This window comes from Ruficoccus sp. ZRK36 (assembly GCF_019603315.1).
In the GTDB taxonomy this organism is placed as follows: domain Bacteria; phylum Verrucomicrobiota; class Verrucomicrobiia; order Opitutales; family Cerasicoccaceae; genus Ruficoccus.
The window spans coordinates 3,553,441-3,579,530 of the sequence record NZ_CP080649.1 but is presented as its reverse complement, the minus strand read 5'-3'; the positions used below and the strand labels follow the sequence as shown (position 1 = coordinate 3,579,530).

20 protein-coding genes are annotated in these 26,090 nt (G+C 62.2%); 6 read left to right on the top strand and 14 right to left on the bottom strand.

Features of this window, described 5'->3' with window-relative positions; genetic code table 11:
• Positions 1 to 10 precede the first annotated feature (10 nt).
• The 5 genes from K0V07_RS15585 to K0V07_RS15565 form a co-directional block, all read right to left on the bottom strand.
• A complete protein-coding gene (locus tag K0V07_RS15585) occupies positions 11 to 988 on the bottom strand; it encodes a hypothetical protein (protein WP_220622316.1) in 978 nt (325 codons plus the stop codon).
• Between the two features lie 90 nt (positions 989 to 1,078).
• The gene (locus K0V07_RS15580; protein ID WP_220622315.1) at positions 1,079 to 2,281 is read right to left on the bottom strand and encodes an AIR synthase related protein; all 1,203 of its coding nucleotides are present in this window, start codon (positions 2,279 to 2,281) and stop codon (positions 1,079 to 1,081) included.
• 80 nt (positions 2,282 to 2,361) lie between these two features.
• The gene (gene thrH, locus K0V07_RS15575) at positions 2,362 to 2,961 is read right to left on the bottom strand and encodes a bifunctional phosphoserine phosphatase/homoserine phosphotransferase ThrH (RefSeq protein WP_220622314.1); all 600 of its coding nucleotides are present in this window, start codon (positions 2,959 to 2,961) and stop codon (positions 2,362 to 2,364) included.
• Between the two features lie 96 nt (positions 2,962 to 3,057).
• The gene (locus tag K0V07_RS15570) at positions 3,058 to 3,741 is read right to left on the bottom strand and encodes a class I SAM-dependent methyltransferase (protein WP_220622313.1); all 684 of its coding nucleotides are present in this window, start codon (positions 3,739 to 3,741) and stop codon (positions 3,058 to 3,060) included.
• 12 nt (positions 3,742 to 3,753) lie between these two features.
• A complete protein-coding gene (locus K0V07_RS15565; RefSeq protein WP_220622312.1) occupies positions 3,754 to 4,575 on the bottom strand; it encodes a hypothetical protein in 822 nt (273 codons plus the stop codon).
• Positions 4,576 to 4,840: 265 nt separating this feature from the next.
• Between K0V07_RS15565 and K0V07_RS15560 the strand changes: the two genes are divergently transcribed.
• Entirely contained in the window at positions 4,841 to 5,176 is a 336-nt protein-coding gene (locus K0V07_RS15560; RefSeq protein ID WP_220622311.1) for a glutaredoxin, read from the top strand.
• Between the two features lie 206 nt (positions 5,177 to 5,382).
• Positions 5,383 to 7,287, top strand: a complete 1,905-nt coding sequence (locus K0V07_RS15555) for a KUP/HAK/KT family potassium transporter (RefSeq protein WP_220622310.1) — start codon at positions 5,383 to 5,385, stop codon at positions 7,285 to 7,287.
• 234 nt (positions 7,288 to 7,521) lie between these two features.
• Here K0V07_RS15555 and K0V07_RS15550 read toward each other — a convergent pair whose 3' ends face one another.
• From K0V07_RS15550 to K0V07_RS15540, 3 genes are all read right to left on the bottom strand, one after another.
• Positions 7,522 to 9,012: a glutamate synthase subunit beta gene (locus tag K0V07_RS15550; protein ID WP_220622309.1), complete on the bottom strand. Its 1,491-nt coding sequence runs from the start codon at positions 9,010 to 9,012 to the stop codon at positions 7,522 to 7,524.
• 20 nt (positions 9,013 to 9,032) lie between these two features.
• A complete protein-coding gene (gene gltB / locus K0V07_RS15545) occupies positions 9,033 to 13,712 on the bottom strand; it encodes a glutamate synthase large subunit (RefSeq protein ID WP_220622308.1) in 4,680 nt (1,559 codons plus the stop codon).
• 594 nt (positions 13,713 to 14,306) lie between these two features.
• Positions 14,307 to 15,341, bottom strand: a complete 1,035-nt coding sequence (locus K0V07_RS15540; protein WP_220622307.1) for an HAD family hydrolase — start codon at positions 15,339 to 15,341, stop codon at positions 14,307 to 14,309.
• A 139-nt stretch (positions 15,342 to 15,480) separates the two neighbouring features.
• Between K0V07_RS15540 and K0V07_RS15535 the strand changes: the two genes are divergently transcribed.
• Positions 15,481 to 15,681 (top strand): hypothetical protein, encoded by a 201-nt coding sequence (locus K0V07_RS15535; protein ID WP_220622306.1) that lies wholly within the window; start codon positions 15,481 to 15,483, stop codon positions 15,679 to 15,681.
• A gap of 64 nt (positions 15,682 to 15,745) precedes the next feature.
• On the top strand, positions 15,746 to 16,828 hold the full coding sequence (gene prfA, locus K0V07_RS15530; RefSeq protein WP_220622305.1) for a peptide chain release factor 1: 1,083 nt from the start codon (positions 15,746 to 15,748) through the stop codon (positions 16,826 to 16,828).
• Between the two features lie 282 nt (positions 16,829 to 17,110).
• Here prfA and K0V07_RS15525 read toward each other — a convergent pair whose 3' ends face one another.
• The 4 genes from K0V07_RS15525 to purQ form a co-directional block, all read right to left on the bottom strand.
• Positions 17,111 to 19,024 (bottom strand): amidophosphoribosyltransferase, encoded by a 1,914-nt coding sequence (locus K0V07_RS15525; protein ID WP_220622304.1) that lies wholly within the window; start codon positions 19,022 to 19,024, stop codon positions 17,111 to 17,113.
• A gap of 165 nt (positions 19,025 to 19,189) precedes the next feature.
• Positions 19,190 to 21,502, bottom strand: a complete 2,313-nt coding sequence (gene purL / locus K0V07_RS15520) for a phosphoribosylformylglycinamidine synthase subunit PurL (RefSeq protein ID WP_220622303.1) — start codon at positions 21,500 to 21,502, stop codon at positions 19,190 to 19,192.
• A 36-nt stretch (positions 21,503 to 21,538) separates the two neighbouring features.
• Positions 21,539 to 22,018: a hypothetical protein gene (locus tag K0V07_RS15515; RefSeq protein WP_220622302.1), complete on the bottom strand. Its 480-nt coding sequence runs from the start codon at positions 22,016 to 22,018 to the stop codon at positions 21,539 to 21,541.
• A gap of 3 nt (positions 22,019 to 22,021) precedes the next feature.
• Positions 22,022 to 22,690 (bottom strand): phosphoribosylformylglycinamidine synthase subunit PurQ, encoded by a 669-nt coding sequence (gene purQ / locus K0V07_RS15510; protein ID WP_220622301.1) that lies wholly within the window; start codon positions 22,688 to 22,690, stop codon positions 22,022 to 22,024.
• Positions 22,691 to 22,932: 242 nt separating this feature from the next.
• Here purQ and K0V07_RS15505 point away from each other — a divergent pair, with 242 nt between their 5' ends.
• Positions 22,933 to 23,289, top strand: coding sequence for a hypothetical protein (locus K0V07_RS15505; RefSeq protein ID WP_220622300.1), 357 nt, complete (start codon positions 22,933 to 22,935; stop codon positions 23,287 to 23,289).
• A 288-nt stretch (positions 23,290 to 23,577) separates the two neighbouring features.
• Here the strand turns inward: K0V07_RS15505 and K0V07_RS15500 are convergent, their stop codons facing one another.
• Complete coding sequence (locus K0V07_RS15500; protein WP_220622299.1) at positions 23,578 to 24,687, bottom strand: DegT/DnrJ/EryC1/StrS family aminotransferase; 1,110 nt, start codon at positions 24,685 to 24,687, stop codon at positions 23,578 to 23,580.
• Positions 24,688 to 24,874: 187 nt separating this feature from the next.
• Here K0V07_RS15500 and K0V07_RS15495 point away from each other — a divergent pair, with 187 nt between their 5' ends.
• Positions 24,875 to 25,327: a hypothetical protein gene (locus K0V07_RS15495; RefSeq protein WP_220622298.1), complete on the top strand. Its 453-nt coding sequence runs from the start codon at positions 24,875 to 24,877 to the stop codon at positions 25,325 to 25,327.
• Between the two features lie 127 nt (positions 25,328 to 25,454).
• Here the strand turns inward: K0V07_RS15495 and K0V07_RS15490 are convergent, their stop codons facing one another.
• Positions 25,455 to 26,042 carry an HNH endonuclease gene (locus K0V07_RS15490; protein WP_220622297.1) on the bottom strand — a complete coding sequence of 196 codons (588 nt, stop codon included), beginning with the start codon at positions 26,040 to 26,042 and terminating at the stop codon, positions 25,455 to 25,457.
• Positions 26,043 to 26,090: the final 48 nt, after the last annotated feature.

Here is a 26,090-nt window from a genome sequence, read left to right as displayed (position 1 = left end):
GAAGGGGGTACTACTCGCCGAACTCGCCCTGCTCGTCGCCGGTGAAGGTACCGGATGAGCCGGGCAGATTGTCTTCGCTCTGGTCAAAGTTACCCGTGCCGACCTGCTGGGTATGCACGTCCGGCAGCATGGGCTGCTCGGTAGCTACGGTTCCCTGCACACCAGAGGAAACGCCGCCGCTGGTGACGGGCTGGCCGTTTGGGTTGCCCTGTTGGCTCCCCCCGAGATAGATCGTGCGGACTTTGACATTGGTCTGCCCGAGGGTGGGGACGGGATCACTGCTCAGATTGGGCTGCCCATCGTTGTCGAGGTCGATGGCTCCGGCCAGTCCCCCGGATTCGTAGCCAGCGACGACGGCCTGATGCGCATTATCACGCGTGCTGAGCGTGAGGCGGACAGAGCTGTTATTGCCGTTAAACTGGTAGAGGTCGCTTTTCCCGTTGTTTGTGGGGCGGTAGCCGTCCTGCTCGAAGCGTACGACGAGCCAACGGGCATTGACTGGCGCTTTCAGCAGCGGGGTGACATCGACGATTTTCAGGCCAGGCTGCGAGCTGGGCTCCAGCACACGACCGACGCTCTGGAGCGGCTCGGAGCGAAACTGCCGGGCGCGGCTGGCCTCGGAGTTGATGTCGTCCTGCATCCCCAGATACGAGACTCGCAGCGGGCCGGGCTCACCAACGGTTTTTAGCAGGATAAAACTCAGGTAAAGGCGCGCGCCTTGCGGATCTTCCAGCGCGGCACGCAGGCCGTCCTGGTTGAGGTCGAAGTATGCTACGCCCTTGGCGGAGACGGCGCGCGTCGTGTCGTAAGAGTAGGGCTCCAGCCGGCTGCCTGCTACGAACTCGGAGTAGACCGCGCGTCCGTAGCGCGTGGGGGAGGTGGCCTGTCCCTCAAGGGTGCAGACCTGAGCGGCGTCGAAGTAATCGTCAGCGTGCAGCGAAACGGTGCCCAGACACAGCAGGGCGAGAAAGGTGCGTGGGAGAGACATAAGGGCGGTGAGGTTGAGCTAAACCGTTAGCACAACCGCCGCTGTACCGCAATCTCCGAAGGCGGGACGCGTAGCCCCGTATTCTTCCTGCTAGAGGGCGTAGCTGAGCATTTCCTCACCGTGGAAGAGAGTGAGGTGGTTGGCGCCGTTTTCGCGCTGGCTCTTCTCGGTGCGGCCGACGACATCGGCCTCGACCCCAAAGGAGCGGATGGTGGCCAGCAGCGTGTCAGCATCCTCGGGTGGGCAATACACCTCCAGGCGGTGGCCCATGTTGAAGACTTGGTACATCTCCTTCCACGGGGTCATGCTGGCGGCCTGAATGGCCCGGAAGACCGGCGGGATGGGCAGGAGCTGGTTCTTGATAAAGTGGACGTTGTTCCCGAAGCGCAGGCACTTGCCCTGACCGCCGCCGGAGCAGTGGACGAGCCCGCGCACGCTCTCGCGGTAGTCGGCGAGGAGCTTGGTGACGATGGGGGCGTAGGTGCGAGTGGGGCTGAGGATAGCCTCGCCCACGGTCATGCCGTCACCGTCAGGGAGCTTGTCGTCGAGCTTGTAGGGGCCGCAGTACACGAGGTCCGCCGGAGTGGCCTTGTCATAGGTCTCCGGATACGTGTCGCGGTAGTAGGTGGAGAGCATCTCGTGGCGGGCGCTGGTCAGGCCGTTGCTGCCGATACCGCTGTTGACAAAGGATTCGTAGTTAGCCTGTCCGGCTGAGCTGATGCCGATGATGGAGAGGCCGGGGACGATCTTCTCGCCGGTGATGACCTTGTCGCGGTCCATCACGGCGACGGCGCAGCTGTCCACCGTGACGGTGTCCGTGCAGTCGCCTACGTCGGCGGTTTCGCCCCCGCCGGATACGATGTTCACGCCGTATTCGCGCAGGTTGGCCAGAAAGTCTTCGGTGCCGTTGATCAACTCGGCCAGCGCATTACCGGGAAAGGCGCGAGCGTTGCGGTTGACGGTGCTGTTGATCAGGATTGGGCCGGTGGCGCCAACGCAGAGCAGGTCGTCGATGTTCATGACGATGCTGTCCTGGGCGATGCCCCGGAAGATCGAGGCGTCGCCCGTCTCGCGGAAGTGCAGGTACGCGATGAGGGACTTGGTGCCCGAGCCGTCGGCGTGGATCAGGTTGCACTTGGTCGGATCGCCGGTGAGCACGTCGGGGACGATCTTGCAGAACGCGCCGGGGAAAAGGCCCTGATCGAGTTTATCCACGGCGGCGTGGACTTCGCCCTTGGTAGCTGAAACGCCACGCGCTGCGTAGCGACCGGTATCTGGTTGGGAATCTGACACGGAAAAGGTTTTAGGGAAGTTCGGGCGGCTCGTCAGGCTGATTTTTCAGAAATCAGCGGTGGGGATTCGCCGCAGAGGGCTTAGAGGTGCTTTTCGATCTCGGCACGCAGCTCGGCGTGCTCGCGGGTGACGGGGAACTCCGGGTACTCGGCCGCGAAGGCGTCCGAGGGGCGGAAAAGAATGCCGTGGTCGGCACTCTGGATCATGCTCAGGTCGTTGTAGGAGTCGCCGGAGGCGATGGTCTCAAAGTTCAGGCTGCGGAAGGCCTCGATGGCCTTGCGCTTCTGGTCGTTCTGGCGCAGGGCGTAGCCGGTGATGCGTCCCTCCGGATCTACCACGAGCTCGTGGCAGAAGAGGGTCGGGTAGTCCAGCTGACGCATGAGCGGGGCGGCGAACTGAGCAAAGGTGTCCGAAAGGATAATGACCTGGCTGACGCTCTTGAGCCACGCGGTGAACTCCTTGGCGCCCGGCAGGGGCGAAAGCGTACCGATGACTTCCTGGATCAGAGGCAGGCGGATGTCGTGCTCGGCCAGCAGGCCCAGCCGGTAGTTCATGAGCACGTCGTAGTCCGGCTCGTCGCGGGTGGTACGGCGTAGCCCCTCGACGCCGGTTTTCTCGGCGACGGCCATCCAGATTTCCGGGATCAGCACCCCCTCAAGGTCAAGACAGACCAACTTCATAGGCTGCGGATGCTCCCGACCCGGCCCCGTACAGTCAAGGCTTTAGCGGCGTAAGCACGTTTTTGATGGGTGGGGCGGCACATTCTGGTCGGCTGGTCACGCCTCAGTGCGCTGCCAGAGGCGCGCAGTCAGCAGGTGCCCGAGCGGGCGCTCCTCCAGCAGTTCCAGTCCGGCAGCATGCATGAGGGGGCGGTGGTCAGCTAACTGGCGGGCCGGGAAGTCGCACAGCGCCCCCAGAAAGCGGTAGCTGGCGGCGAGCAGGAGCCGGTTCTTCAGCCGCGCGAAGCGGGTAGGGCCGTCAGCCCGGAACTCCGTATCCTGCCACAGGCCGCCGGCGCGCAGGGCGCGCAGTCCGTTGGCCAGCATCTGCGCCTGCCCGTCCGGGTTAAACAGGTCGAACAGGTAGTGCGTGACCACGGCGTCAAAAGACTCGGCGGGCAGCTCGACCTCCAGGGCCGAGGCCTCGATCCAGCTGACGCGGCCCGCGTCGGCCGCCGAGAGGCGCTGGCGGGCATGCGCGATCATCCGCGGGCTGACCTCGACGACCGTGACCGCACAGGTCGGATTCTGCGCGAGGAGCGCACGCAGAAAGCGCCCGTTACCCTCGCCGAGCAGGAGCAGGTTTCGGCAGTTTTCCAGCTCTGGTAGAAAGGCCTGCCTGCCGCGCTCCAGCCGCTGCCCGTGTACCAGGTGCTCCAGTCTCGGGTAGAGCGGCGCCACCCGGTCAAAGCCGGGGCTGCGAGTGGGACGGAGGCCTTTCGTCGGAGGCTGCTGGGGCATCACGGGGTGTTTTTAGAAAAGCAGGCACAGGACGGGCAGGAGCAGGATACCGTCGGCCAGTACGCGGAAAAACTCCGGAGAAAGGCGCTCGGCGACCATGCCCAGCGCAAACATCCCGGCGGCGCAGACACTGACCATCAGATACTGGGGTGAGTGCCCGAAGGCCATCACCAGCCCGAGTACGGCGGCTACCAGCAGCCCCCGAAAAGCCCACGGACGACTGCGCGGGTGTTGACGGGCCAGCGAGGTGCGGCCCATTTGCCCGTCGATGTGGCGCTCGCGAAAGGCGATCAAGGAGCAGTTGGCGAAGGCGAGCAGAAATAAGGCCGCGAGCCCTGCTGCGCGCAGGGGCAGATGGTTACCGCTGAGCGGATACAGCCCGGTGCCAGCGGTGAAGATCGCGGCCACCAGCAGCTCCTTGGGGATGCGCAGGTGCCGGTGGACGGCGATGGAGTAGGCGATGCAGAGGGCCAGCAGGCACAGCCCGGCTCCGAACTGCGCAACGCTCAGGCCGGTGAGGGAGAGCGTGATGTCTGCGACCAGCACTGCACCCCAGACGATGATCAGCTCCTTTTCCCAGCGGCGGGCGAAGCGATGGCGGTCGGTCACGATACGGTCGGCAGGCAGCCCCCGCACGTCCATCCAGCGGTCGGCGGTATAGGTCAGCCAGACGGACAGCCCCAGCACAAGAGAGCCAGCGACACCCGGATAGCCCAGCCAGTGCTGCCAGATCACGGCGATAAAGACGGCATCGAGAGCCAGGATGTTTGGCCACTGCCACCAGCAAAGGTGGGTCGGGACCGTGTTGGACGCTCTATGCCTAATATGGGCCATTAGCGCGGCAGCATGAGGGAAAGCCGGAGCCGATCCAAGCGTTGTTTTAATGATCCTTCAGGTGCCCGGTTGGCTTATCTTGGGCCGGTTTGCCTGGGGCGATTCCCCCTCAGCCTTGATGAAAGCTGGACTTATGTGTGACACCAGCGTTAATTTTTTGTTGCTGCACCGGTTGAATTTTTGCGTTTCCTGAAGCATTAATATCTAAGGGATTTTACCCGGCATAACAGCAACAATCTAACCCGAATCAAACTCTAGGTCTCGAATGAAAGTAAAAGCATATCTGAAACCCCATTGCGGATGGAGCAATGGTGTACGCGCAATTTTTAGCAAATACGGCATCGATTACGAAGACATCGACATCATCAACTTTCCGGAAAACTATGCCGAGATGGTCGAGAAGTCCGGCCAGACCCTTTCCCCCTGTGTCGAGGTCGATGGCGTGATGCTGGCTGACGTAAGCGGAGAAGAAGTCGAGAACTACATGCTCAGCAACCAGCTCGTGCAACCCAGCGACAAGAATGTCGATGTGCCGATCGACGCCCCCTGCACCGACGAGGAGCACGAGCGCATGGCCTCCAAGACCATCCGCTTCTTTTAACCTTTTCGCCACCGTCCCCCAGACGGGGTGACACAAAAAGCCGTTCGGTCCGCCGAGCGGCTTTTTGCTTTGGGAGGTGATGCGGGCGCATCACAGGTGCAGGACTTGTCCTGCCACGCACCTAAGGCTCGACTTGTGAGCTTGCGTGATCTTGTCTGAGGGGGATGGCTAACAACGGGGGGCAATCGGAGCCGGCGACCGACGGCGTGGCTGAAACACAAACGCCGGTCCAGGCACCGACCGAGGCCAACGGCTTTCGTGCCGGGCTGACCCTCGCGGCGCTCGGTGTGGTCTTTGGGGACATCGGGACGAGCCCCCTTTACGCGATGAATGCCACGGTCGCCTTTGCCGACCCGAATGGCTTGCGCAACTCCATCCTCGGCATTGTTTCCCTGTTTTTCTGGACGCTGATGCTCGTGGTCACCGTCAAGTACCTGCTCTTCATCATGAAGGCCGATAATGAGGGGGAGGGTGGTGACTTTTCCATGCATGCCCTGCTGGAGGAAAAAATGAAAGTCGGCCGCCGCACGCCGTTCATCTTTTTGCTCATCGCCTTCGGGGCGGCGCTGCTGGTGGGCGATGGTGTCATCACGCCGTCCATCTCCGTGCTTAGTGCCATCGAGGGGCTGGAGGTGGCCGGACCGGATATGGGGCACCTGGTGGTGCCGGTCTCGCTGGGGATTCTGGTCGCCCTGTTCGCGATCCAGCGTTTCGGCACCGGGGGCATCGGTAGAGCCTTTGGCCCGATCATGTTGCTGTGGTTCATCGTCCTGGGCGGACTGGGCATCGTGCAGCTCTTCAACCATGGTTACACGATTCTGGCGGCTGTGAACCCCCTCTATGCGCTGGAGTTCCTCTGGCACGAGCGGGCACAGGCCCTGATGGTGCTGGGGGGTGTCGTGCTGTGCGTGACCGGGGTGGAGGCGCTCTATGTGGATATGGGGCACTTTGGCCGCAAGGCGATCCAGCGCGGATGGCTCTTTGTGGCGATGCCCGGCCTGCTGCTCAATTACTTCGGGCAGGGGGCGCTCGCACTGGGGAGCCCGAAGATGCCTGATAACCTGTTTTTCAGCATGGTGCCGCAGGGTTGGATGACGTACACGCTGGTCGGCTTGGCGACCGTGGCGACGGTTATTGCCTCGCAGGCGGTTATCTCGGGCGTCTTTGCGCTGACGCGGCAGGCGATCCAGCTGCGCTACTGCCCAAATCTGCCCATCGTGCACACCTCCAGCCAGGTCGAGGGCCAGATCTACGTGCCCATTGTTAACCTGCTGCTGTGCGTGGCCTGCGTGGTCACGGTCATCATGTTTAAGACCTCGGAGAGCCTGGCCGCGGCCTACGGGATGGCGGTGACGGCGGCGATGGGGATTACCTCACTGGCGTATTTCTACGTACGCATCAAAGTCTGGCAAAAGGGGCTGGGGTGGAGCGTGGTGCTGCTGGCCCTGTTCTGGGTCATCGACCTGTCGTTCCTCGCTTCGAATGTCCTGAAGTTCTTCTCCGGTGCCTACTATCCGCTGCTCATCGCGGGTGGTCTGTTTATCCTCATGCTGACCTGGCGTATGGGCCGCAAGGCGATCACGACCTCTTTCTTCGAGCGGCAGGAGACCATGGATAGTTTTCTGGAAAAGCTCCCTGAGCAGACCTATACGCCGATCAAGGGGACGGCGATTTTTCTCACCTCGGACAACAACTACGTGCCCGTTGCCCTGCAGGACCAGATGAACTTCTTCCACGTGCTGCGGGAGGAGAATATCCTGCTGACGGCCATCCCCGACGTGAAGCCCAAGGTCAAGCACGGGCGCATCGTAGAGATGGTAAAGCTCGATCACGGGTTTTTCCGGATCACCTTCCGCTATGGCTACCGTGAGCAACCGGACCTGCTGGAGCTGCTGCGCTATGCGCACGACGAGGTGGGCTGCGCGATCGACATCGACGACGTCCTCTTCCACTTCAACCGCGAGCGCGTCTTTATCACCCGCTCGCGCACCCTGTGGTATCCGCTCAAGGCGCTCTTCCTTTTCCTCGCCCGCAATTCACGCTCTACGCAGGAGAACTTTATATATCCGCCCCGACGCGCGGTCGAGACCATCCACCCGGTGTTTCTGTAGGGGAGGGGGGCGTTTTATGACTCACACGGAGGCACTGAGGCACGGAGGAAATGCCAATCCAAACTCTGCGCCTCAGTGCCTCCGTGTGAGCATAAAAAAGCCGCAGGCGATACACGCGCTGCGGCTTTGAAATTTTGCTTTAACCTTTGTCTCGATTACACCGTTGCCGGGGTAGGAGCCTGTCTGGCTCCGTAGGGGCGAAGCCCCTCATCCGGGTCAAGCGCCGAGCGCTTGCTAGGGGAGCTGGGTGACACCCATGAGGTACTTATCGCACTCGCGGGCGGCGGCACGACCCTCATTGATGGCCCAGACGACGAGGCTTTGGCCGCGACGACAGTCACCAGCGGCGAAGACGCCCTTGACGGAGGTGGTGTGCTTGTTGTGCTCAGCGAGGAAGTTCGAGCGCGGGTCGGTATCGAGGCCAAGCTCTTCGGCGATCACCTGCTCCGGCCCGAGGAAGCCCATGGCGAGAGTCGCGAGCTGAGCGGGGATGGTGCGGCGGGTGTCGTCGAGCTTCTTCGGCACGAAGCGTCCCTGATCGTCCTTACCCCATTCGATGTTCACGATCTCGATGCCGGTCAGGTTGCCGTTTCCGTCGTCGAGGAAACGCTCGGACATAACCAGATACTGACGCGGGTCTTCACCCTGAATCGCAGCGGCTTCTTCCTGGCCGTAGTCCATCTTGTAGACCTTGGGCCATTCGGGCCAGGGGTTGTTCGGCTGACGCTCCATCGGGGGCTTGGGCATGATCTCAAGCTGGATCACGCTCTTGCAGCCGTGGCGGATAGAGGTGCCGACGCAGTCGGTGCCGGTGTCACCACCGCCGATGACCACGACGTCCTTACCCTTGGCGTTGATCTCGGGCAGGCTGCCGTTGAAGTCAGAGTCGAGCAGGTGCTTGGTGTTCCCGGTGAGGAACTCCATCGCGAAGTGAACGCCCTTGAGCTCGCGGCCGGGGATGGGCAGGTCACGCGGCTTGGTAGCGCCGGTGCACAGCACGACGGCGTCAAAGTCCTTCATCAGCTTCTTGGCCGGGAGGTCCTTGCCGATCTCGGTGCCGGTGACGAATGTCACGCCCTCGTCTTCGAGCAGCTTGGCGCGGCGCAGCACGACGTTGCGCTTATCGAGCTTCATGTTCGGGATGCCGTACATGAGCAGGCCGCCCACGCGGTCTGCACGCTCGTAAACGGTGACCTCGTGCCCGGCCTGGTTAAGCTGGTCGGCGCAGGCCAGACCGGCAGGGCCGGAGCCGACGACGGCGACCTTCTTACCCGTGCGCTTCTTCGGGGCACTGGGCTTGATCCAGCCTTCGTCCCAGCCCTTGTCTACGATCGAGTTCTCGATGTTCTTGATTGTGACGGGAGGCTCGATGGAGCCGAGCACGCAGGAGCCTTCGCACGGGGCGGGGCAGACGCGCCCGGTGAACTCCGGGAAGTTGTTGGTCTTGTGCAGCCGGTCGAGCGCCTCGCGCCAGCGGTTGCGGAAGACCAGGTCGTTCCACTCCGGGATCAGGTTGTTAATGGGACAGCCCGAGGCCATACCGCTGACGAGGTGCCCCGTGTGGCAGAAGGGGGTGCCGCAGTCCATGCAGCGTGCTCCCTGCTTGTTCAGGTGCTCGTCGGAGGGATGTTCCTTGAACTCGTCCCAGTTCTTGATCCGCTCCAGCGGCGGTAGTTCGGCAATGGTTTGCCGTTCGATTTCCAGGAATCCGGTAGGTTTACCCATGGGTCAAAGAATCAGATGGTTTAGTTGCCGCCGACGCGGGAGAGGTCATTGAGGTTTTCTTCGAAGGCAGCCATGGCCGCTTCATCGCCGGAGAGGCCTTGCTCTTCGACTTTCTTGAAGCAGTTGAGCATGCGCTCGTAGTCACGCGGCATGACCTTGCCAAACTTGGCCACCTCGGTGTCCCAGTTGTCGAGGATTTGCTTGCCACGCTCGGAGCCGGTGTAGGCGACGTGCTTTTCGATCTCGGCCTTAACGGCTGCGATCTCGGTATCGTCACATTCGACCAGCTTGTAGAGGTTGACCATGTCGTGGTTCAGGCGGTCGGAGAACAGCTCGTCCTCGTCGTAGACGTAGGCCACGCCACCGGACATACCTGCGGCGAAGTTGCGGCCGGTCTTACCGAGTACGATCACCTGGCCGCCGGTCATGTATTCGCAGCCGTGGTCGCCCACGCCTTCGATCACAGCCTTGACGCCGGAGTTGCGGACGCAGAAGCGCTCGCCGGCCACACCGCTGACGTAGGCGTGCCCGAGGGTGGCGCCGTAGAAGGCGACATTACCGGTGATGATGTTCTCGTGGGCCTTGAAGGCCGAGCCCTTGGGCGGGTAAACAATCACCTTGGCTCCGGAGAGTCCCTTGCCGAGGTAGTCGTTGGTATCGCCCTCCAGCTCGAAGGTCATGCCCTTCGGGGCAAAGGCACCGAGGCTCTGACCGGCGCTGCCGCTGAAGTGCATCCAGATGGTGTCCTCCGGCAGCCCTTCGGCGCCCCAGCGGCGAGTCAGCTCGCTGCCGGTGATGGTGCCCACCACGCGGTTGATGTTGACGATAGGCAGGTCCACGCGGACCTTTTCGCCCTTCTCCAGCGCAGGCTTGCAGAGCTTGAGCAGGTGGGTGTTGTCGAGGGCCACGTCGAGGCCGTGGTCCTGCTTCATCTGGCAGAAGTGGCCGACTTCGGGGCCGACGTCCGGGCGGTGGAAGACAGAGGTCAGGTCGATGCCCTTGGCCTTCCAGTGGTCAACCGCATCACGGGTGTCGAGCAGATCGACGCGCCCGATCATTTCGTTGAAGGTGCGGAAGCCAAGCTCCGCCATGATCTGGCGGATTTCCTCGGCAATGAAGGTCATGAAGTTGACCACATGCTCGGGCTTACCCTGGAACTTTTCGCGCAGCTTCGGGTTCTGGGTGGCGACGCCGACCGGGCAGGTGTTCTTCTGGCAGACGCGCATCATCAGGCAGCCCATGGTGACGAGCGGAGCTGTGGCAAAGCCAAACTCCTCAGCGCCCAGGAGCGCGCCCACGACGATGTCGCGGCCGGTCTTCATCTGGCCGTCGGTTTCGAGTACGACGCGGCTGCGCAGGTTGTTCAGCAGCAGGATCTGGTTGGTCTCGGCCAAGCCCAGTTCCCACGGGACACCGGCGTTGTAAATGGAGGAGAGGGGAGAGGCACCGGTGCCGCCATCATGACCGGAGATCAGGATGACGTCGGCATGGCCCTTGGCCACGCCAGCGGCGATCGTACCCACGCCCACCTCGGCCACGAGCTTCACGTTGACCCGCGCGCCGACGTTGGCGTTCTTCAGGTCGTGGATGAGCTCCGCGAGGTCCTCAATGGAGTAAATGTCGTGGTGCGGCGGAGGCGAAACGAGCCCCACACCCGGAGTGGAGTGACGGACCTTGGCGACCCACGGGTAGACCTTGGCGCCGGGCAGCTCGCCGCCCTCGCCGGGCTTGGCACCCTGGGAGACCTTGATCTGGATTTCGTCAGAGTTGACGAGGTACTCGCTGGTCACACCGAAACGGCCCGAAGCGACCTGCTTGATGGCGGAGCGCTTGCTGTCACCGTTGGGCAGGGGCTTGAAACGCTCGGGGTCTTCGCCACCTTCACCGGTGTTGGACTTACCGCCGACACGGTTCATGGCGATGGCGAGCGTCTCGTGGGCTTCCTTGGAAATGGACCCGTAGGACATGGCCCCGGTCTTGAAGCGCTTCATGATGGCCTCGACCGGCTCGACCTCTTCGATCGAAACGGGCTCGCGGTCGTCCAGCTTGAACTTCATCAGCCCGCGCAGGGTGGCGAGGTTCTCGGTCTGGTCGTTAACGAGGCTCGTGTACTCCTGGAAGGTCTTGAAGTCGCCCGTGCGGACGGCCTTCTGGAGGGTGTGGATCGTCTTCGGGTTGAAGAGGTGGTACTCACCGTTACGGCGCCACTGGTACTTGCCGCCGGGGTCGAGCGCGGCGTCCGCGTCCTCGATGTGGCGGTCCGGGTAGGCGCTGGTATGGCGCTGGGCGACCTCCTCGGCGATGACGTCGATGCCAATGCCCTCGATACGGCTGGCAGTGCCGCAGAAGTACTTCTGGATGACCGAGCTGTTCAGGCCGACGGCTTCGAAGATCTGCGCGCCGCGGTAGCTGGCCACGGTGGAGATGCCCATCTTGGCCATGGTCTTGACCACGCCCTTGATGGCACCCTTCAGGTAGTTGTAGACCGCCTTCTCGAAGTCCATGTCGAGCATGTCCTGAGCGATCATGTCGTAGATGGTCTCGAAGGCCATGTACGGGCAAACGGCGTCCACCCCGTAGCCGAGCAGGACGGCGAAGTGGTGCACTTCGCGCGGTTCGCCGGATTCGAGGATGATGGAAACCTTTGTGCGGGTACCCTGGCGCACGAGGTGGTGGTGCAGGCCGCCGACGGCCAGCAGGGCCGGGATCGGGGCGGCGTCGGGGCCGATTTCGCGGTCCGAGAGCACGAGGATGTTCACCCCTTGCTTGATGGCCTTGTCGGCCTTAGTGAAGAGCTTTTCGAGCGCCTTTTCGAGGCCCTTACCGCCGGACTTGGCCTTGTAGGTCATTTCCAGCGTGTCGGCCTTGAAGCCGGGCTTGTCGACCTGACGGAGGGTTTCGAGCTGCTTGTTGTTGATCAGCGGGCTGTGCAGGCGGATCATGCGGCAGCTCTCGGGCTTCGGGTCGAGCAGGTTGCCCTCGGAGCCGATAAAGGTCTCGGTCGCGGTGATGAGCTCCTCACGGATACAGTCGAGCGCCGGGTTGGTGACCTGGGCAAAGATCTGCTTAAAGTAGTCGTAGAGGAACTTCGACTTGTTCGAGAGTACGGCCAGCGGGATATCCGTCCCCATCGACCCGATGGGCTGGACGCCGTTGGTGGCCATGGGCCCGAGGATGAAGCGCAGGTCCTCGTAGGTGTAGCCAAAGGCGCGCTGGCGCTCCAGCACGGTCTCGTGCTCGACGCCGGGGACCTCGGCGGGGACAGGCAGGTCTTCGAGGAAAAGGCGGTTTTCCTTCAACCACTCACCGTAGGGCTGAGCGGTGGCGATTTGCTGCTTGAGCTCCTCGTCGCCGATGATGCGGCCTTCGCGGGTGTCCACCAGGAACATGCGGCCCGGTTGCAGGCGGCCCTTCTTGACCACGATCTTCGGGTCGATGTGGACGGTGCCCACTTCAGAGGCCATGATGACGCGGTCGTCATTGGTGACGTAGAAGCGCGAGGGGCGCAGGCCGTTACGGTCGAGCGAAGCGCCGACCACGGTGCCGTCGGAGAAGGTGATCGAGGCCGGGCCATCCCAGGGCTCCATCATGCAGGCGTGGTATTCGTAGAACGCCTTCTTTTCCGGGGACATCGCCTCGTGCTTTTCCCAGGGCTCAGGAATCATCATCATGACCGCGTGCGGCAGGCTGCGGCCGGTCATGTGGAGGAACTCCAGCACGTTGTCAAAACGGGCCGAGTCGGAGCCGTCCTCGTTGATCACGGGGAAGACCTTCTTGAGCTCCTTGCCGAAGATGTCGCTCTTACACTGGGCCTGGCGGGCCTTCATGAAGTTGACGTTGCCCATGACCGTGTTGATCTCGCCGTTGTGCGACATGAAGCGGTTCGGGTGGGCACGCGGCCAGCTCGGGAAGGTGTTGGTCGAGAAGCGCGAGTGCACAATGGCCAGCGCGGACTCGAAATCCTTGTCGTGCAGGTCGTGGAAATAGGGGCTGATCTGCTCGGGGGTGAGCATACCCTTATAGATCATCGTGCGGGCCGAGAGGCTGACGATGAAGAAGAACTCGGCGCCGGGGAAGGCCACCTGATTGTCCGAAAGCACGGCATTGTGGTGCTTGCTGGCGACGGTCACGTCGTTGTGGCGGATCGCGTAGTGGATGCGGCGACGGATGATGTAGAGCTTACGCTCCCACTCGATGTCGTCGGTGATGTCGGCCGAGCGCTTGATAAAGATCTGCTCCATGACCGGCTCGTAGCTCTTGGAGGTCTTACCCAGGATGGAGCTGTCCACCGGCACGCGGCGCCAGCCCAGCAGCTTCTGGCCTTCGGCGTTGATGATCTGCTCACAGACTTCCTTGGCAGCGCTGCGCTCAGGAGTCTCGGGAGAGAGGAAGAAAATGCCCACGCCATACTGGCCCTCTTCGGGCAGCTTGACGCCCTTGGCGGCCATTTCGCGTCGCAGGAATTTGTCCGGTACCTGCACAAAGATCCCCGCACCGTCACCGGTGTCCGGCTCGCAGCCGCAGGCACCGCGGTGGATCATGTGGTTGTTCATCTCGATCGCGTCCTCGATGATCTGGTGAGAACGCTGCCCCTTGAGGTGGCAGACGAAGCCGACACCACAGGAGTCTTTTTCCCGCGAAGGGTCGAACAGGCCCTGCTTGTCGGGCCAGCCAAATTCCGTGTTCGGACGATTTGCCATACGCGTGTTTATAATACTGGGTTAAGAGGTCATAGATGCCCTCCGCCGTAGGCGGGCGAGCTGTGGAAAGTTTTCCGCGGCGGGAAACGGGAGTACGGGCCACCCCGGCCATTCATGGAATGGAGAAGCCAGACACCTTTCCCTCGCGAGCGGAGTAAAATTGGACGTCGGAGACGGAAATGCAAATTTTTTATTTATAGGGTTGTTAAGCACTCGCTATGCCAAGGGTTTAGAGACCTTGCCAAGGGGCAAAAATAACCCCCAGGCGGGGATTCGGCGCGATCCGTGCTAAGGGCCATGGGCAAATCCCAGTCCGCAGGATGGCCGACTGGGCCAGCGTGCGATGCCCTGTCTATTCCCGGTTTTCTCGCCACGCTCGCCGGAAGATTTCTCACACGGAGGCACAGTGGAAAGCCCGATAAGCCCAGCGCCCCGCCGAAGTCGCCACCGCTCAACACCAAGGTTATCTCAATCGAGATTAAATCTCCGTGCCCCTGTGCCTCCGTGTGAGTCTCATTCGAATGAGAATACGTAATGAGGCGCTCCTGCTGCCGTACCAGCAGTAGGGGGCGCAATAATTTTAACGCCAGCACTCTACTGCTCCAGGTGCAGCTCGGGCTGGGGGGCGGGGGATTCGGGGGCGGGGTCGCCGTCGTCGTCACGGTGCAGGTGACGCGGGGGCTGTTTGACACGGCGGGCGAGCAGGTCCTCCTGCTCTTCGACGATGCGGTCGCAAATCTTGGCCACCTGCAGGCGCAGCCAGCGGGCGGTGGGGGAGCCGGGGGTGTAGTCGGCGGGGCCGTAGTTGTGGACGCGCCCGTCCTCGCAGAGGCGGTCGTTTTGCGCGAACTCGGCCTCGCTCTCGGGGTTGTACACGGCAAAGGTTTTGCCCCCGGCCTTGCGGACGACGGCGAAGCAGGGCACGTCGCTGGGGCCGTCGGCGATGTAAATCATGTTCGAGAAGGGCACGCGGCGGTCTTCCTGGGCCATCTTGGCGTTGACGTTGATGGCCGGGTTTTTGTTGGAGCCCTTGTTGATCTCGAACAGGTAGCGGGTCTTGATCGTGTTATCCACGATGACGCCGATCTGGCTGATCTCGAAGTCCGTCTGGATCTGCAGCTCATCCTGGCGGCTGAAGTAGGGCGGCAGGGGGCACTCGATCAGCTCGCAGGCGAAAATGCCGTCCACCGCGCTGGCGATCTTGCTGCCGCGGATCATCTCGGCCAGGCCCGTGCTGATGATGTAGTGCTCCAGGCGAATCTCGTGCTTTTTATAGTCCGGCTTCGAGGTGGCGAACTCCTTTAACTGCCCGAAAAACTCCGGCAGCCCGGGGAAAAACGGGATTTGCCCGCCCAACTCGTTCAGGTGGCAGTTTTGCAGTCCCTTGAGGGGGCCGTTCTTGATGAAGCTGAGCAGGTGGTTGAGGTAGACCGTCTCGCGGGAGACGGTGAGGCCGCGCTTGGCGTAAATGTCGGGCAGGGCGTTAACCTCGGCCCAGAAGTGCTCCTCGTCGATCCCGTAGCGCTCGAAGATCGGCGCCTGCATGTAGCCGGGGGTCAGGGTCTTGTCGAAGTCCCAGACCACCGCCACCACGTTACGGTTGTTCAGCTTGTTGGTTGAAGACGTCATCGCGTGATTGGAGAGCAGATTCGCGGTATTGGCCCAAAGAGGCAAAGTTTTTTCTGGGATGTTTGAAGTGGGAGCGTTGTGTGCTGGGCGGGCGATTCAGCTTGTTGTTAGCGCCGGGGATGATTATTAAACATATATCATGATTGCTGGAGCGTTGGCAGGTGCGGTCGTGGGCGGAGTCTTGGCATTCGTTGTCGGCTACGTCCTCATGGGGACCAATCTGTTTGGCGGAAAAGCACAGGAGCGCCCCGCCATTGCCTGGCTCTGTTTGATTATCTTTGTGGTGTGCGTGATCCTTTTCACCCTCTCCGGCGCATACCACGAGATGGTTAACGCCTGAGTCGTCCATCTTTAGCCTTGTCTTTGGGGGCGGGCTTTGCGGCGATGGGGAGTTTACAAAACCTATGGAAGGCATCCCCGACATCGCACCGTTTCGCACCCGCAAGGAAGAACTCGACGCCAAGATGGCCGAGCCGGACTTTTTCTCCGACCAGCGCAAGGCCGCCGAGCTCGGGCGTGAGCATACCCGCTTGAGCGAGATCATCGGGATGTATGATGCCGCGGCCAAGCTCGAGGACGACCTGGCGGGAAACCGCGCCTTGATCGGTGACCCCGATGCTGATGCCGAGCTTAAGGAACTGGCCGAGGAGGAAATCGCCGGGCTGGAAGAAGAGCTGGCCGCCAAGCGTGAAGAGCTCCTGCTCGCCATGCTGCCGCCCGACCCGAGCGACTCGCGCAACACGATTATCGAAATCCGTGCCGGGGCTGGTGGGGACGAGGCCTCGCTCTTTGCCGGGGACCTCACCCGCATGTACCACCGCTACGCCGACGCCAGCGGCTGGAAGGTCGAGCCCATGGGCGCGAGCGAGTCTGACGCGGGCGGTTTTAAGGAAATCTCTTTTCTCATCACCGGCGAGGATGTCTACAAGGTGCTCAAGTACGAGTCCGGCGTCCACCGCGTGCAGCGTGTCCCGGCCACCGAGGCCAGCGGACGCATTCACACCTCGACCGCGACCGTGGCTGTGCTCCCCGAAGCTGAAGAGGTGGACATCGAGATCAAGCCCGAGGATCTGGAGATCACCACCACGCGCGCCAGCGGGGCGGGTGGCCAGCACGTCAACACCACCGACTCGGCCGTGCAGATGACCCACAAGCCGACCGGTGTCACCGTTTACTGCGCCGATGAGCGCTCCCAGCATAAGAACCGCGCCAAGGCGCTGACGGTGATGCGTTCGCGCCTGCTGGAGGCCAAGCAGCGTGAGGAGCAGGAAAAGTATGCCGCCGACCGCCGCAGCCAAGTCGGCACGGGTGACCGCTCCGAGCGTATCCGTACCTATAACTTTCCGCAGAATCGCCTGACCGATCACCGTATCGGCCTGAGCCTGTCCCTGCCCCCCGTGATGGAAGGGGCCCTCGACGACCTCGTCGAAGCTCTCCGCCGCGCCGACCTGCAGGCCCGCCTCGACGCGATGAACGCTGGCAAGTAAGGGAAGAGAGTCCTTTTAGAGATGCTCGGGGGCTACGCGCCCCCAGTCCCCCGCGGCAGCCGAGGGCTGCACTTTCGATGCTACGCATCGTGTCCGTGTTTGCTGAAAGCAGATACTCTGCTTTCAGCAAACACGGAGCAGAGCATCAAAACTGGGTCACCACTAAATGGCAAGAGGCTGGAGCTTATAGGCCAGTTGGGTCGATGCGTAACAGGATCACCAGCAATTAATGGGGCGGAGCCCCATCAAGATGCGAAGCATCTAGGGTGAAGGGCTTGCCCTTCAGTAGCTGCGGCCTTCTTTTTTCTCGTAGTAGTAGATGTAGGCACGGTTGACGACGCGCATCCCGCCGGGGGTGGGATAGTCGCCGGTGAAGTACCAGTCGCCGGTATTGAGCGGGCATGCCGCGTGAAGATTCTCGATGGACTGGTAAATGATCTGCACCTTGCCCTTCCAGCCGTTTTTCTTCGGGGTGACGAGCTGGGCGATCTTGGCGGAGATCTGCTCGTCGGTGAAGGGCTCGTAGAGGCGCTTGACGCAGTTCTTCATCTGCTCGGGCGGCTTCTCCAGCTCGCGCACGCAGTCGGCGTAGATTTCCTGTAAAACGTCTTCGTTGCCGGTTTCCTTGTTCAGCTCGACGGCTGCCTGGAAGGCGATGAACTTACCCAGCTCGGACATGTCGATGCCGTAGCAGTCCGGGTAGCGGATCTGCGGTGCGGTCGAGGCGACAATGATCTTTTTCGGGTTGGTCTTGGAAAGGATGCGGATGATGGAGCGCTTGAGGGTGGTGCCGCGTACGATCGAGTCGTCCACCACGACGAGGTGGTCGTCCGGCTTTACGACGCCGTAGGTGATGTCGTAAACGTGGGAGGCCATCTGTACGCGGTTCTTCTCCTGCGAGATAAAGGTGCGCAGCTTGATGTCCTTGTGGGCGACTTTCTCCATGCGCACCCACTTCTTGGAGAGGATGCGGTCGATGGTGTCGCGGTCGAGTTTACCTCTTTCCTGGGCCTCCAGGATTTCATCGGCGTAGTGGGAGCGGCAGCGGTGGCGCATCTCGTCCACTAGCCCGTAGTATGCGATCTCGGCGGTGTTGGGGACGAAGCTGAAGACGCTGTTGGAGACGTCTCCGCCGATGCCCTCTGTCACCTGGTCGGCGAGGGCTGCGCCGAGAGCCTTGCGCTCGGCGTAGATCTCCGGGTCATTGCCACGGGAGAAATAAATGCGCTCAAAGGAGCAGCTGCGGCGCTCCTGCGGGACGAGGACCTGCTTCTCGTAGGTTTCGCCGGAGTGCTTCACGACCACTGCGTGGCCGGGGCGCACCTCGCGCACCTCATCGGTGTCTTTTTCGAAAATCGTCATCAGGGCGACGCGCTCGGAGGCCATGGCCACGACCTCGTCGTCCTGGAAATAGTAAGCGGGGCGGATGCCGTTGGGATCGCGCAGGAGGAAGGCGTCCCCGTTACCGATCAGCCCGCCAAAGGCGTAGCCGCCGTCCCAGTCCTTGGAGGCCTGGGCGAGGATGTCAGCGGGTTCGAGCTTTTGGCTGATCGTGCCGGCGATCTCGTCGTTGGGGACCTTGCGGTCGCGCAGCTCGTGGTAGAGGCGGGTGTGCTCCTCGTCGAGATGGTAGCCGATCTCCTCCAGCACAGTCTGCGTGTCGGTGTCAAAAATCGGATGTGCGCCGCGTCCGATGAGCTTTTGGTTGAGGTCCTCAACATTGGTCATGTTGAAGTTACCCGCCAGCATGAGGTTGCGGGTGGGCCAGGGGCTCTTGCGGAAGTACGGCTGGCAGACGGTTTTGGCGTAGCCGCCGGAGGTGCCGTAGCGCAGGTGGCCCATCAGGACCTCAGCCCCAAAGGGCCAGTGCTCCTTCACCGTCCACGGGAACTCCGGTACGATGACGTCGCGGTCGAGCAGGTCGTTGTAAATTTTCAGCTGCTTGCGGATGACCTTGGAGATCGGGTTGCGGCTGTTGTCCCGCTCACGGAACATGAACGCCTCGCCCGGGGGCATGCCGAGCTTGACCGCCCCAATGCCGGCCCCGTCCTGGCCGCGGTTATGCTGCTTCTCCATGAGCAGAAAGAGCTTGTTAAAGCCCCACAGCACACTCCCATACTTTTCCTGGTAATAACCAAGCGGCTTCAGAAGCCGCACAATGGCAATCCCGCACTCGTGTTTGATCTGGTCGGACATCGGGTGGTAAAGCCCCGATAGATTAGCCCTGGCCGCCCCCCTTGCAACGAAATTGACATATTTTTCGGCAGGCCGGGAAAGTTTCTACCTGTGTAGATATAAAAATGCCCCCGCGAAAGCGGAGGCATTGCTGATGGGAAATATGAATGAGTCCCCAGGCGGCGCCTAGTGGGCCATGACCTGCTCGATGCTGGTTTCCCAGGCGGTGCGGAGGGCTTCGACGTCCCAAGAGAGGGTGTCCTCGGCCTTGCAGCTGAGGGTGGGCTCTTCCTGGACTTCACCGATGACGACGGCGGGGATGCCTGCGTCGGTGGCGGCGTCGAGGACGGACTCGACCTTGTTCGAGGACACGGAGAGCAGGACGCGGCCCTGGCTTTCGCCGTAGAGCAGCTCGTCCAGACGCCCGGCCTTGTCGGCCATGCTGGCGAGGTCGAGCTTGGCCCCGAAGGTCTTACCGGGGGCGAAAAGCATTTCGGCCACAGCGGTGAGCAGCCCGCCCTCGGAGAGGTCGTGGGCAGCCTTGATGCGACCGGCCCCGATCTGGGAGAGGATGCAGGCGGCCAGGCGCTTTTCGGCCTCCAGGTCCACAGCGGGAGCGGCCCCGGTCTTGAGGCCGTGCATGACCTTCAGGTAGTAGCTGCCTCCGAGCTCATGCGGGCAGCCGCCGAGCAGGACGAGCATCTCGCCCGCACCCTTGACGGTCTGCGTGGTGACATGCTCGGGCGCATCGACGATACCTGCCAGCGAAACGACCGGCGTGGGGTCGATCTTCTGGTTGACGTTCTCGTTGTAGAGGCTGACGTTCCCGCCGACGACGGGCAGGTCAAAGGCGCGGCAGGCCTCGGCGAGTCCGCGTACGCCTTCCTTCAGCATGTAGAAGGACTCGGGCTTGTTCGGGTTACCGAAATTCAGGTTGTTGGTCATGGCCAGCGCGCGGGCACCGGAGCAGGCGAGGTTACGCACACACTCGGCCATGGCGATCTTGGCCCCGACGTAGGGGTCGGCCCAGCAGAAGCGGTTGTTGCAGTCATTGGCGATGGCAATGCGCTTCTCCGTGTCCTTGCCGAGGCGCAGGCGCACGATAGCGGCGTCCGAGCCGGGCTCAATGACGGTGCCGGTCATGACCATGTGGTCATACTGCTGGTAGATCCAGCGCTTGCTGGCGATGGTCGGGTGGGAGAGGAGCTTGCCGAGGGCGGACTCGAGCATGGCCTTGTCCGGAGTCGGCAGCATGGCAGAGGTCCAGGCGCGGCACTCGGCCATATAGGCTGGTTCCTTGGCTTCACGCTCATAGACGGGGGCCTCGTCGGCCAGCTTGGCGGCGGGGAGCTTGACCACGGGCTTGCCGTGCTGGTTGACGACCATGTCCTCGCCCTCAGTCACCGTACCGATCTCGACGGCGTGGAGGTCCCACTTTTCAAAGATGGCTTCCAGCTCCTTTTCACGGCCCTTTTTGACGATGACGAGCATGCGCTCCTGGCTCTCGGAGAGCATGATCTCGTAGGAGTTCATGCCGGTCTCGCGCTGCGGGACCTTGTCCAGCTCGATCTCGATCCCGCTACCGCCGCGACCGGCGGTTTCACAGGTGGAGCAGGTCAGCCCGGCTGCGCCCATGTCCTGGATGCCGACCACGAGGCCATCGACGGCCATCATCTCGAGGCAAGCCTCGATGAGCAGCTTTTCCATGAACGGGTCGCCCTTCTGCACGGCGGGGCGGTCAGCGGCAGATTCCTCCGAAAGCTCGCGGCTGGCGAAGCTGGCACCGCCGAGGCCGTCACGCCCGGTGGGCGGGCCGACGTAGTAAACGGGGTTGCCGACGCCGGTGGCTGCACCGCGCTTGATCTGGTCGTGGCGCAGGATGCCCAGGCACAGGGCGTTGACGAGGGGGTTGCCCTCGTAGCATTCGTCAAAGTACACGTCACCGCCGACATTGGGGATGCCGATGCAGTTGCCGTAGTGGGAGATGCCGTGCACCACGCCGCGGAAGAGCCGCTTGGACTGGGCGGAGGAGAGGTCGCCGAAGCGCAGCGAGTTGGTCAGCAGGACCGGGCGCGCGCCCATGGTGAAAATGTCACGGATGATGCCGCCGACGCCGGTAGCAGCCCCCTCGAAGGGCTCAACCGCGCTGGGGTGGTTGTGCGACTCGATCTTGAAGCAGATGGCCCAGCCGTCGCCGATGTCGATGACCCCGGCATTTTCCTCCCCGGCCTTGATCAGCACCTGATTGGGCGAGTCGCTGTCGGCCTTCTGCGTGGGGAAGGTCTTCAGCAGCGGGCGGGAGTTCTTATACGAACAGTGCTCGGACCACATGACCGAAAAGACGCCCAGCTCGGTCAGGTTCGGCTCACGGCCGATGATCTCTTTGATCATCTCGTACTCTTTGGGCGTGAGGCCGTGCTTTTCGACCAGCTCGGGCGTGATCGGCACGTTCAGGAGAGGATCCGGATTCGGTGGCAGTTGTTCGGAAGCGGTGGACATGATTTTTAGGAAAAATGAAATGTGCGGCCCGGTCCGTCAACCCAAGGTGTCGCGGTTGGGCTTTTCGGGTGGTTTTTCTTCGGAAGATGTTTCTGTAGTCGGCGTTTCTTCTACGAGGGCGTTATCCGCCCCAGATGCAGACTCGGTATGCGGGGACGCCGGTGTTTCGGCTGCGTGATCCGCCTCGGCGGCGGGGATTTCCGGCTGGGCCGGGACCGTGGTCGGTAGAGGCGGGACGGCGACAACGCTGCGCTGAGGCAGCGGGGGAGGAGTCCGGGGCTTTTCGTCAGGTTGATTTGAGTCCCTTTCGCGGGCCATGAGCCCGCCCGCCACGAGGCACAGGGCCAGGCCGATCAGCAGGGTGTTGATCGTCCAGAGCACCCCGGTCAAGGAGTGCAGCGGGCTTTCATAATCGAGCGACGGGGAGACGAAATAATCGAAAAAGAGCGCAAACAGCCCCGCGGCCAGTCCGAAGACCCCGCAGATCAAACCGGCGCATCCCAAGCCCCGGCGCATCGCTCAGGTGGCTACGGCGGCCAGTTCGAGGAAGGCCCGCAGGATAGGCAGGCCGTCGGTGCTGGGCATGAAGGGCTCGACCGCGCGCTCCGGGTGCGGCATCATCCCGATGACGTTGCCGCGCTCCGAGCGGATACCGGCGATGTCGTTGAGGGAGCCGTTCGGGTTCTCGGCGTAGCGGAAAAGCACTTGCTTGTTGGCTTCGAGCTTTTCCAGCCCTTCGGCGTCGATGCGGTAGTTCCCCTCGCCGTGAGCGATGGGGATGCGGATGCGTTCACCGAGCTTGCCAGCGTTAAACAGCTCGTTGCTGTCCTCGACGATGAGCTCGGAGGTGATGCAGCGGAACTCCAGGCAGGTGTTGCGCACCAGAGCGCCCGGCAGCAGCCCGGCCTCACAGAGGATCTGGAAGCCGTTACAGATGCCGATGACCGGCCCGCCTGCTTCGGCGAACGCCTTCAGCGCCGTCATAACCGGCGAGAAGCGCGCGATCGCGCCGCAGCGTAAATAGTCGCCGTAGGAGAAGCCGCCCGGCAGCACGACTGCGTCGTAACCGCTGAGGGAGTCTTCTTTGTGCCAGACGAGTTGGGCATCCACGCCGAGGACGTCACGCATGGCGTGAAGGGCGTCCGTATCGCAGTTGGAGCCGGGAAACTGTAAAATTGCCACCCGCATAAAGCCCCATCATTCCCATCCGGCCCGCGCTGTCCAGTCTATACCCGAGCGAAAACGCTGCGAATTTCTCCAGAGAGCTCCCTCGCCCGGTGGAGGAGGATTTCCGCCCGTTGCAGTCAAAAAAATGTCAAGCTGCACCCGGTCAGACAATTGCTCTTGTTGAGGCGGCAGGCAGGTTTATTTTCAGCCCTACCACTTTCGTAGATATCCACGTTACCCCTCTCTTGTAACCCGTTTTACCCATGCTCAAAGTCAGTATCCGACACCTGGAAGAAGACATGCGCACGCCCCGCCTGGGGGATAAGCCTTTCGCTCGCGAGATCAGTGATGGCGACGATTTGGTCGATCTGCTCGAAGATCTCCGTGAGGCCTCCTATGGCCTCGGCGAGCATCCGGCACCGGAACTTTTCTTTAGCGACAGCGACGGCGAGCTGCTCGTCTGCGCCACAGAGGGCGAGCTCGCCTGGTCCCGCCCCCAGATGGAGGGCACCGCCTCCGTCCCCACCACGGCCGAGGAGTTCACGGGCTTCCTCTTTCCGGGATTCGTCGAGGGTGAAGAAGAACCCGAGGAAGACACCCGCGTCTTCGCCGACGACTGAAGGCAGGGCATGGCCCTGCACCCTAGATGCTTCGCATCTTGATGGGGCTACGCCCCATCGCTCCTTTCAGTCGCTGCCCCGGCAGGATAGAATCCTGCATCTGATAGCACCGGCATCTCGACGCTCTACTTCGGTACGTTTGTTTAAAGGTGCTGGTCCAGTTTTGATGCTTTGCTCAGCGATTACCGAAACCAGTGAAACTGGTTTCGGTAATCGCTGATACGATGCGCAGCATCGAAAGTGCAGGCTTTGCCTGCCGCAGGTGCGGGGCGCGTAGCCCCGCATGACTCATCTGAAATACGCACGCAGGGCGGCGCAGACGCGGTCCTGCTGCTCGTCGGTCATGGTCGGGAACATGGGCAGGTTGACGGCCTGCTGGGCGGCCTTTTCGGCCACGGGCATGGAGCCTTCCTTGTAGCCGAGACCTTCGTAGCAGGGCTGCAGGTGCATGGCACGCGGGTAGTGGTTGGAGGTGCCGACGCCTTGCTCCTTGAGGTTGGCGATGAGCTTGTCGCGCTCGGGAGCGCGGACGGTGTAAAGGTGGTAAACGCTTTCGCAGCCCTCGGCTTCGCGCGGGAGCTCCAGCGGGAGTCCGTCCAAAAGCTCGTGGTAACGGTGGGCGATGCGCTGGCGCGCCTGTGTCCAACCCTCGAGGTGGGGCAGGAGGACGCCGAGGACGGCCCCCTGCAGGGCCTCCATCCGGTAGTTGTAGCCGACCTCGTGGTGGAAATACCGCTCGATGGAGCCATGGTTACGCAGAGCCCGGCCGTGGCTGTCGAGTTCGTCGCTGTCGGTGACGAGCGCCCCGCCTTCACCGGCGCAGGGCAGGTTTTTGGTCGGGTAAAAGCTGAAGCAGGTCATGTTACCGAGCGAGCCGACGCGCTTGCCCTTGTAGCGGGCACCGTGGGCCTGGGCCGCGTCCTCGATCAGGGCGAGACCGTGCTTGTCGCAGATGGCCTTGAGCGCATCCATCTCGCAGGGATGTCCGTAGAGGTGGACGGCTACGATGGCCTTGGTGCGGGGTGTGATCGCTGCCTCGACCGCAGCGGGGTCCAGACAGAAGGTCGCCGGATCGATGTCCGCGAAAACCGGCGTCGCGCCCTGATAGGAAACGCACCAGGCGCTGGAGGCAAAGGTGTAGGGCGTCGTGATGACCTCGTCGCCGGGGCCGATGTCGAGCAGGCGTGTGGCCAGGTGGAGCGCGGAGGTGCCGCTGTTGACGCCGATGCAGTGCGGGGCTTCGCAGTAGGCGGCGAAAGCCTGCTCGAAGGCTTCGACTTTCGGCCCGAGGATGTAACCACAAGAGGCGATGACCTCGGAAACGGCTTCGGCGATAGCTTCGCGGTGCGGGGAAAGCAGGGACTGCAGGTCCAGCGGCGGTACGAACGATTGGCTCATAAAACTGCCCATTCTGAATCCTCCACTCCTCCCGGTCAAGGCAGGACGCAGTTCCAAGGGCAGAGTCCTTGACCTGTGATGCCGCCGCCTTGGCGGCGATATGGCAGCGGCGGTCGACGTCAGGTTTTGGGGAAGACCGCTTATGTTCCTTTCTTGTCATGCTGGCCGTAAATGAAAAAGTGGCTTGATGGAAAACCAATGGCAGCGGATCTCAGGCACGGTCGCTCCCGGCTACGGGGTGGCCTCCGGGCAGGGGCACGATCCGCGCTATCCGGAGGGGACCCTCGCCATGCAGTGGCCGATCTTTGCCGAGCTGGGGCTGCCGCTGGAGGGGATTTTTCGCGGAACGCTCAACATTGATATCTCGCCGCGTCGCTTCGAGTTGACCGGGCGAGACTGGCACTTCCCGCTCGTGAAGTGGAGTCCGCACATCGGCCCGGAGACATTTTCGTTCAGTCGCTGTCGCGTCCACTGGCAGGGTCAGGTGCACGATGCGCTGATCTACTATCCCCACCCGGAGACCAAGCCCGAGCACTTCCAGAGCGACTCGACGCTCGAAGTCCTCGCCCCACGCCTCGAAGGCATCAGCTACGGCTCGACGGTGGAATTGGACGTCAAGCCAGAGCTTAAGCTGACCTAGAGCGTTTTCCCCTGAACATGCCAGAGTGATCCAGAGGATCACAGGTGCCGGGCGATTGCCCTCTGGGGTAGGCACATCCTGCCGTAGGGGCGGGAGCCTCACAATCGGATCAAATGCCGAGCGTTTGCTACTTGAGGAAGTATTCCCAGCCGTCTTCGCGGTTATCGGCGGGGACGGTCTGGACGAAAGGTTTCCAGCGCGGGCGGTTGGGCTTGCGGTTCAGGTGCATCCCGGCCTGGTGGGGGAGGCGGTTAGCCTTGCGGGTGTTGCACTTGATGCAGGAGGTGACGATGTTCTCCCAGGTGGTGCGGCCGCCCACATCGCGGGGGATGATGTGGTCCAGATTGAGGTCGCGCTCGTGAAAGTGCCCCCCGCAGTACTGGCAGACATACCCGTCGCGCTCGAAGACGTTTTGCCGGTTAAATTTTACCTCCTTGGTCGGGACCTTGTCATACTGGCGCAGCAGCATGACGTGTGGCAGCCGCAGGCGCAGGCGGATGGTGTGAATGGCCTCACCGTCGCTCTGTGGTGGATTGGCCAGTGAGTAGTCGATCCACTGCCCGGCGTCGAGGATGTTGAAATTTCCGTCACTGGTTTCAATGACTTGGGCGTGCTCCTGCATCAGGAGACTCAGCGCCCGTTTGACCCCGACAATATTGACGGCTTGCCAGAGGCGGTTTAAGACCAAGACCCTTCTGGATAGCGTGTCATTCATAGGTTGCACCTTCGATAATCAGCGCCTGTGAATAAGTCAAAGAAAAAC

Coding starts and splice junctions, on each gene's coding strand:
- K0V07_RS15525 (WP_220622304.1), bottom strand. CDS start 19,024: ATGTCCGACCAGATCAAACACGAGTGCGGGATTGCCATTGTGCGGCTT.
- K0V07_RS15515 (WP_220622302.1), bottom strand. CDS start 22,018: ATGCGCCGGGGCTTGGGATGCGCCGGTTTGATCTGCGGGGTCTTCGGA.
- K0V07_RS15585 (WP_220622316.1), bottom strand. CDS start 988: ATGTCTCTCCCACGCACCTTTCTCGCCCTGCTGTGTCTGGGCACCGTT.
- K0V07_RS15540 (WP_220622307.1), bottom strand. CDS start 15,341: ATGACGTCTTCAACCAACAAGCTGAACAACCGTAACGTGGTGGCGGTG.
- K0V07_RS15535 (WP_220622306.1), top strand. CDS start 15,481: ATGATTGCTGGAGCGTTGGCAGGTGCGGTCGTGGGCGGAGTCTTGGCA.
- gltB (WP_220622308.1), bottom strand. CDS start 13,712: ATGGCAAATCGTCCGAACACGGAATTTGGCTGGCCCGACAAGCAGGGC.
- prfA (WP_220622305.1), top strand. CDS start 15,746: ATGGAAGGCATCCCCGACATCGCACCGTTTCGCACCCGCAAGGAAGAA.
- K0V07_RS15490 (WP_220622297.1), bottom strand. CDS start 26,042: ATGAATGACACGCTATCCAGAAGGGTCTTGGTCTTAAACCGCCTCTGG.
- K0V07_RS15495 (WP_220622298.1), top strand. CDS start 24,875: ATGGAAAACCAATGGCAGCGGATCTCAGGCACGGTCGCTCCCGGCTAC.
- K0V07_RS15565 (WP_220622312.1), bottom strand. CDS start 4,575: ATGGCCCATATTAGGCATAGAGCGTCCAACACGGTCCCGACCCACCTT.
- K0V07_RS15570 (WP_220622313.1), bottom strand. CDS start 3,741: ATGCCCCAGCAGCCTCCGACGAAAGGCCTCCGTCCCACTCGCAGCCCC.
- purL (WP_220622303.1), bottom strand. CDS start 21,502: ATGTCCACCGCTTCCGAACAACTGCCACCGAATCCGGATCCTCTCCTG.
- K0V07_RS15560 (WP_220622311.1), top strand. CDS start 4,841: ATGAAAGTAAAAGCATATCTGAAACCCCATTGCGGATGGAGCAATGGT.
- thrH (WP_220622314.1), bottom strand. CDS start 2,961: ATGAAGTTGGTCTGTCTTGACCTTGAGGGGGTGCTGATCCCGGAAATC.
- K0V07_RS15550 (WP_220622309.1), bottom strand. CDS start 9,012: ATGGGTAAACCTACCGGATTCCTGGAAATCGAACGGCAAACCATTGCC.
- K0V07_RS15500 (WP_220622299.1), bottom strand. CDS start 24,687: ATGAGCCAATCGTTCGTACCGCCGCTGGACCTGCAGTCCCTGCTTTCC.
- purQ (WP_220622301.1), bottom strand. CDS start 22,690: ATGCGGGTGGCAATTTTACAGTTTCCCGGCTCCAACTGCGATACGGAC.
- K0V07_RS15505 (WP_220622300.1), top strand. CDS start 22,933: ATGCTCAAAGTCAGTATCCGACACCTGGAAGAAGACATGCGCACGCCC.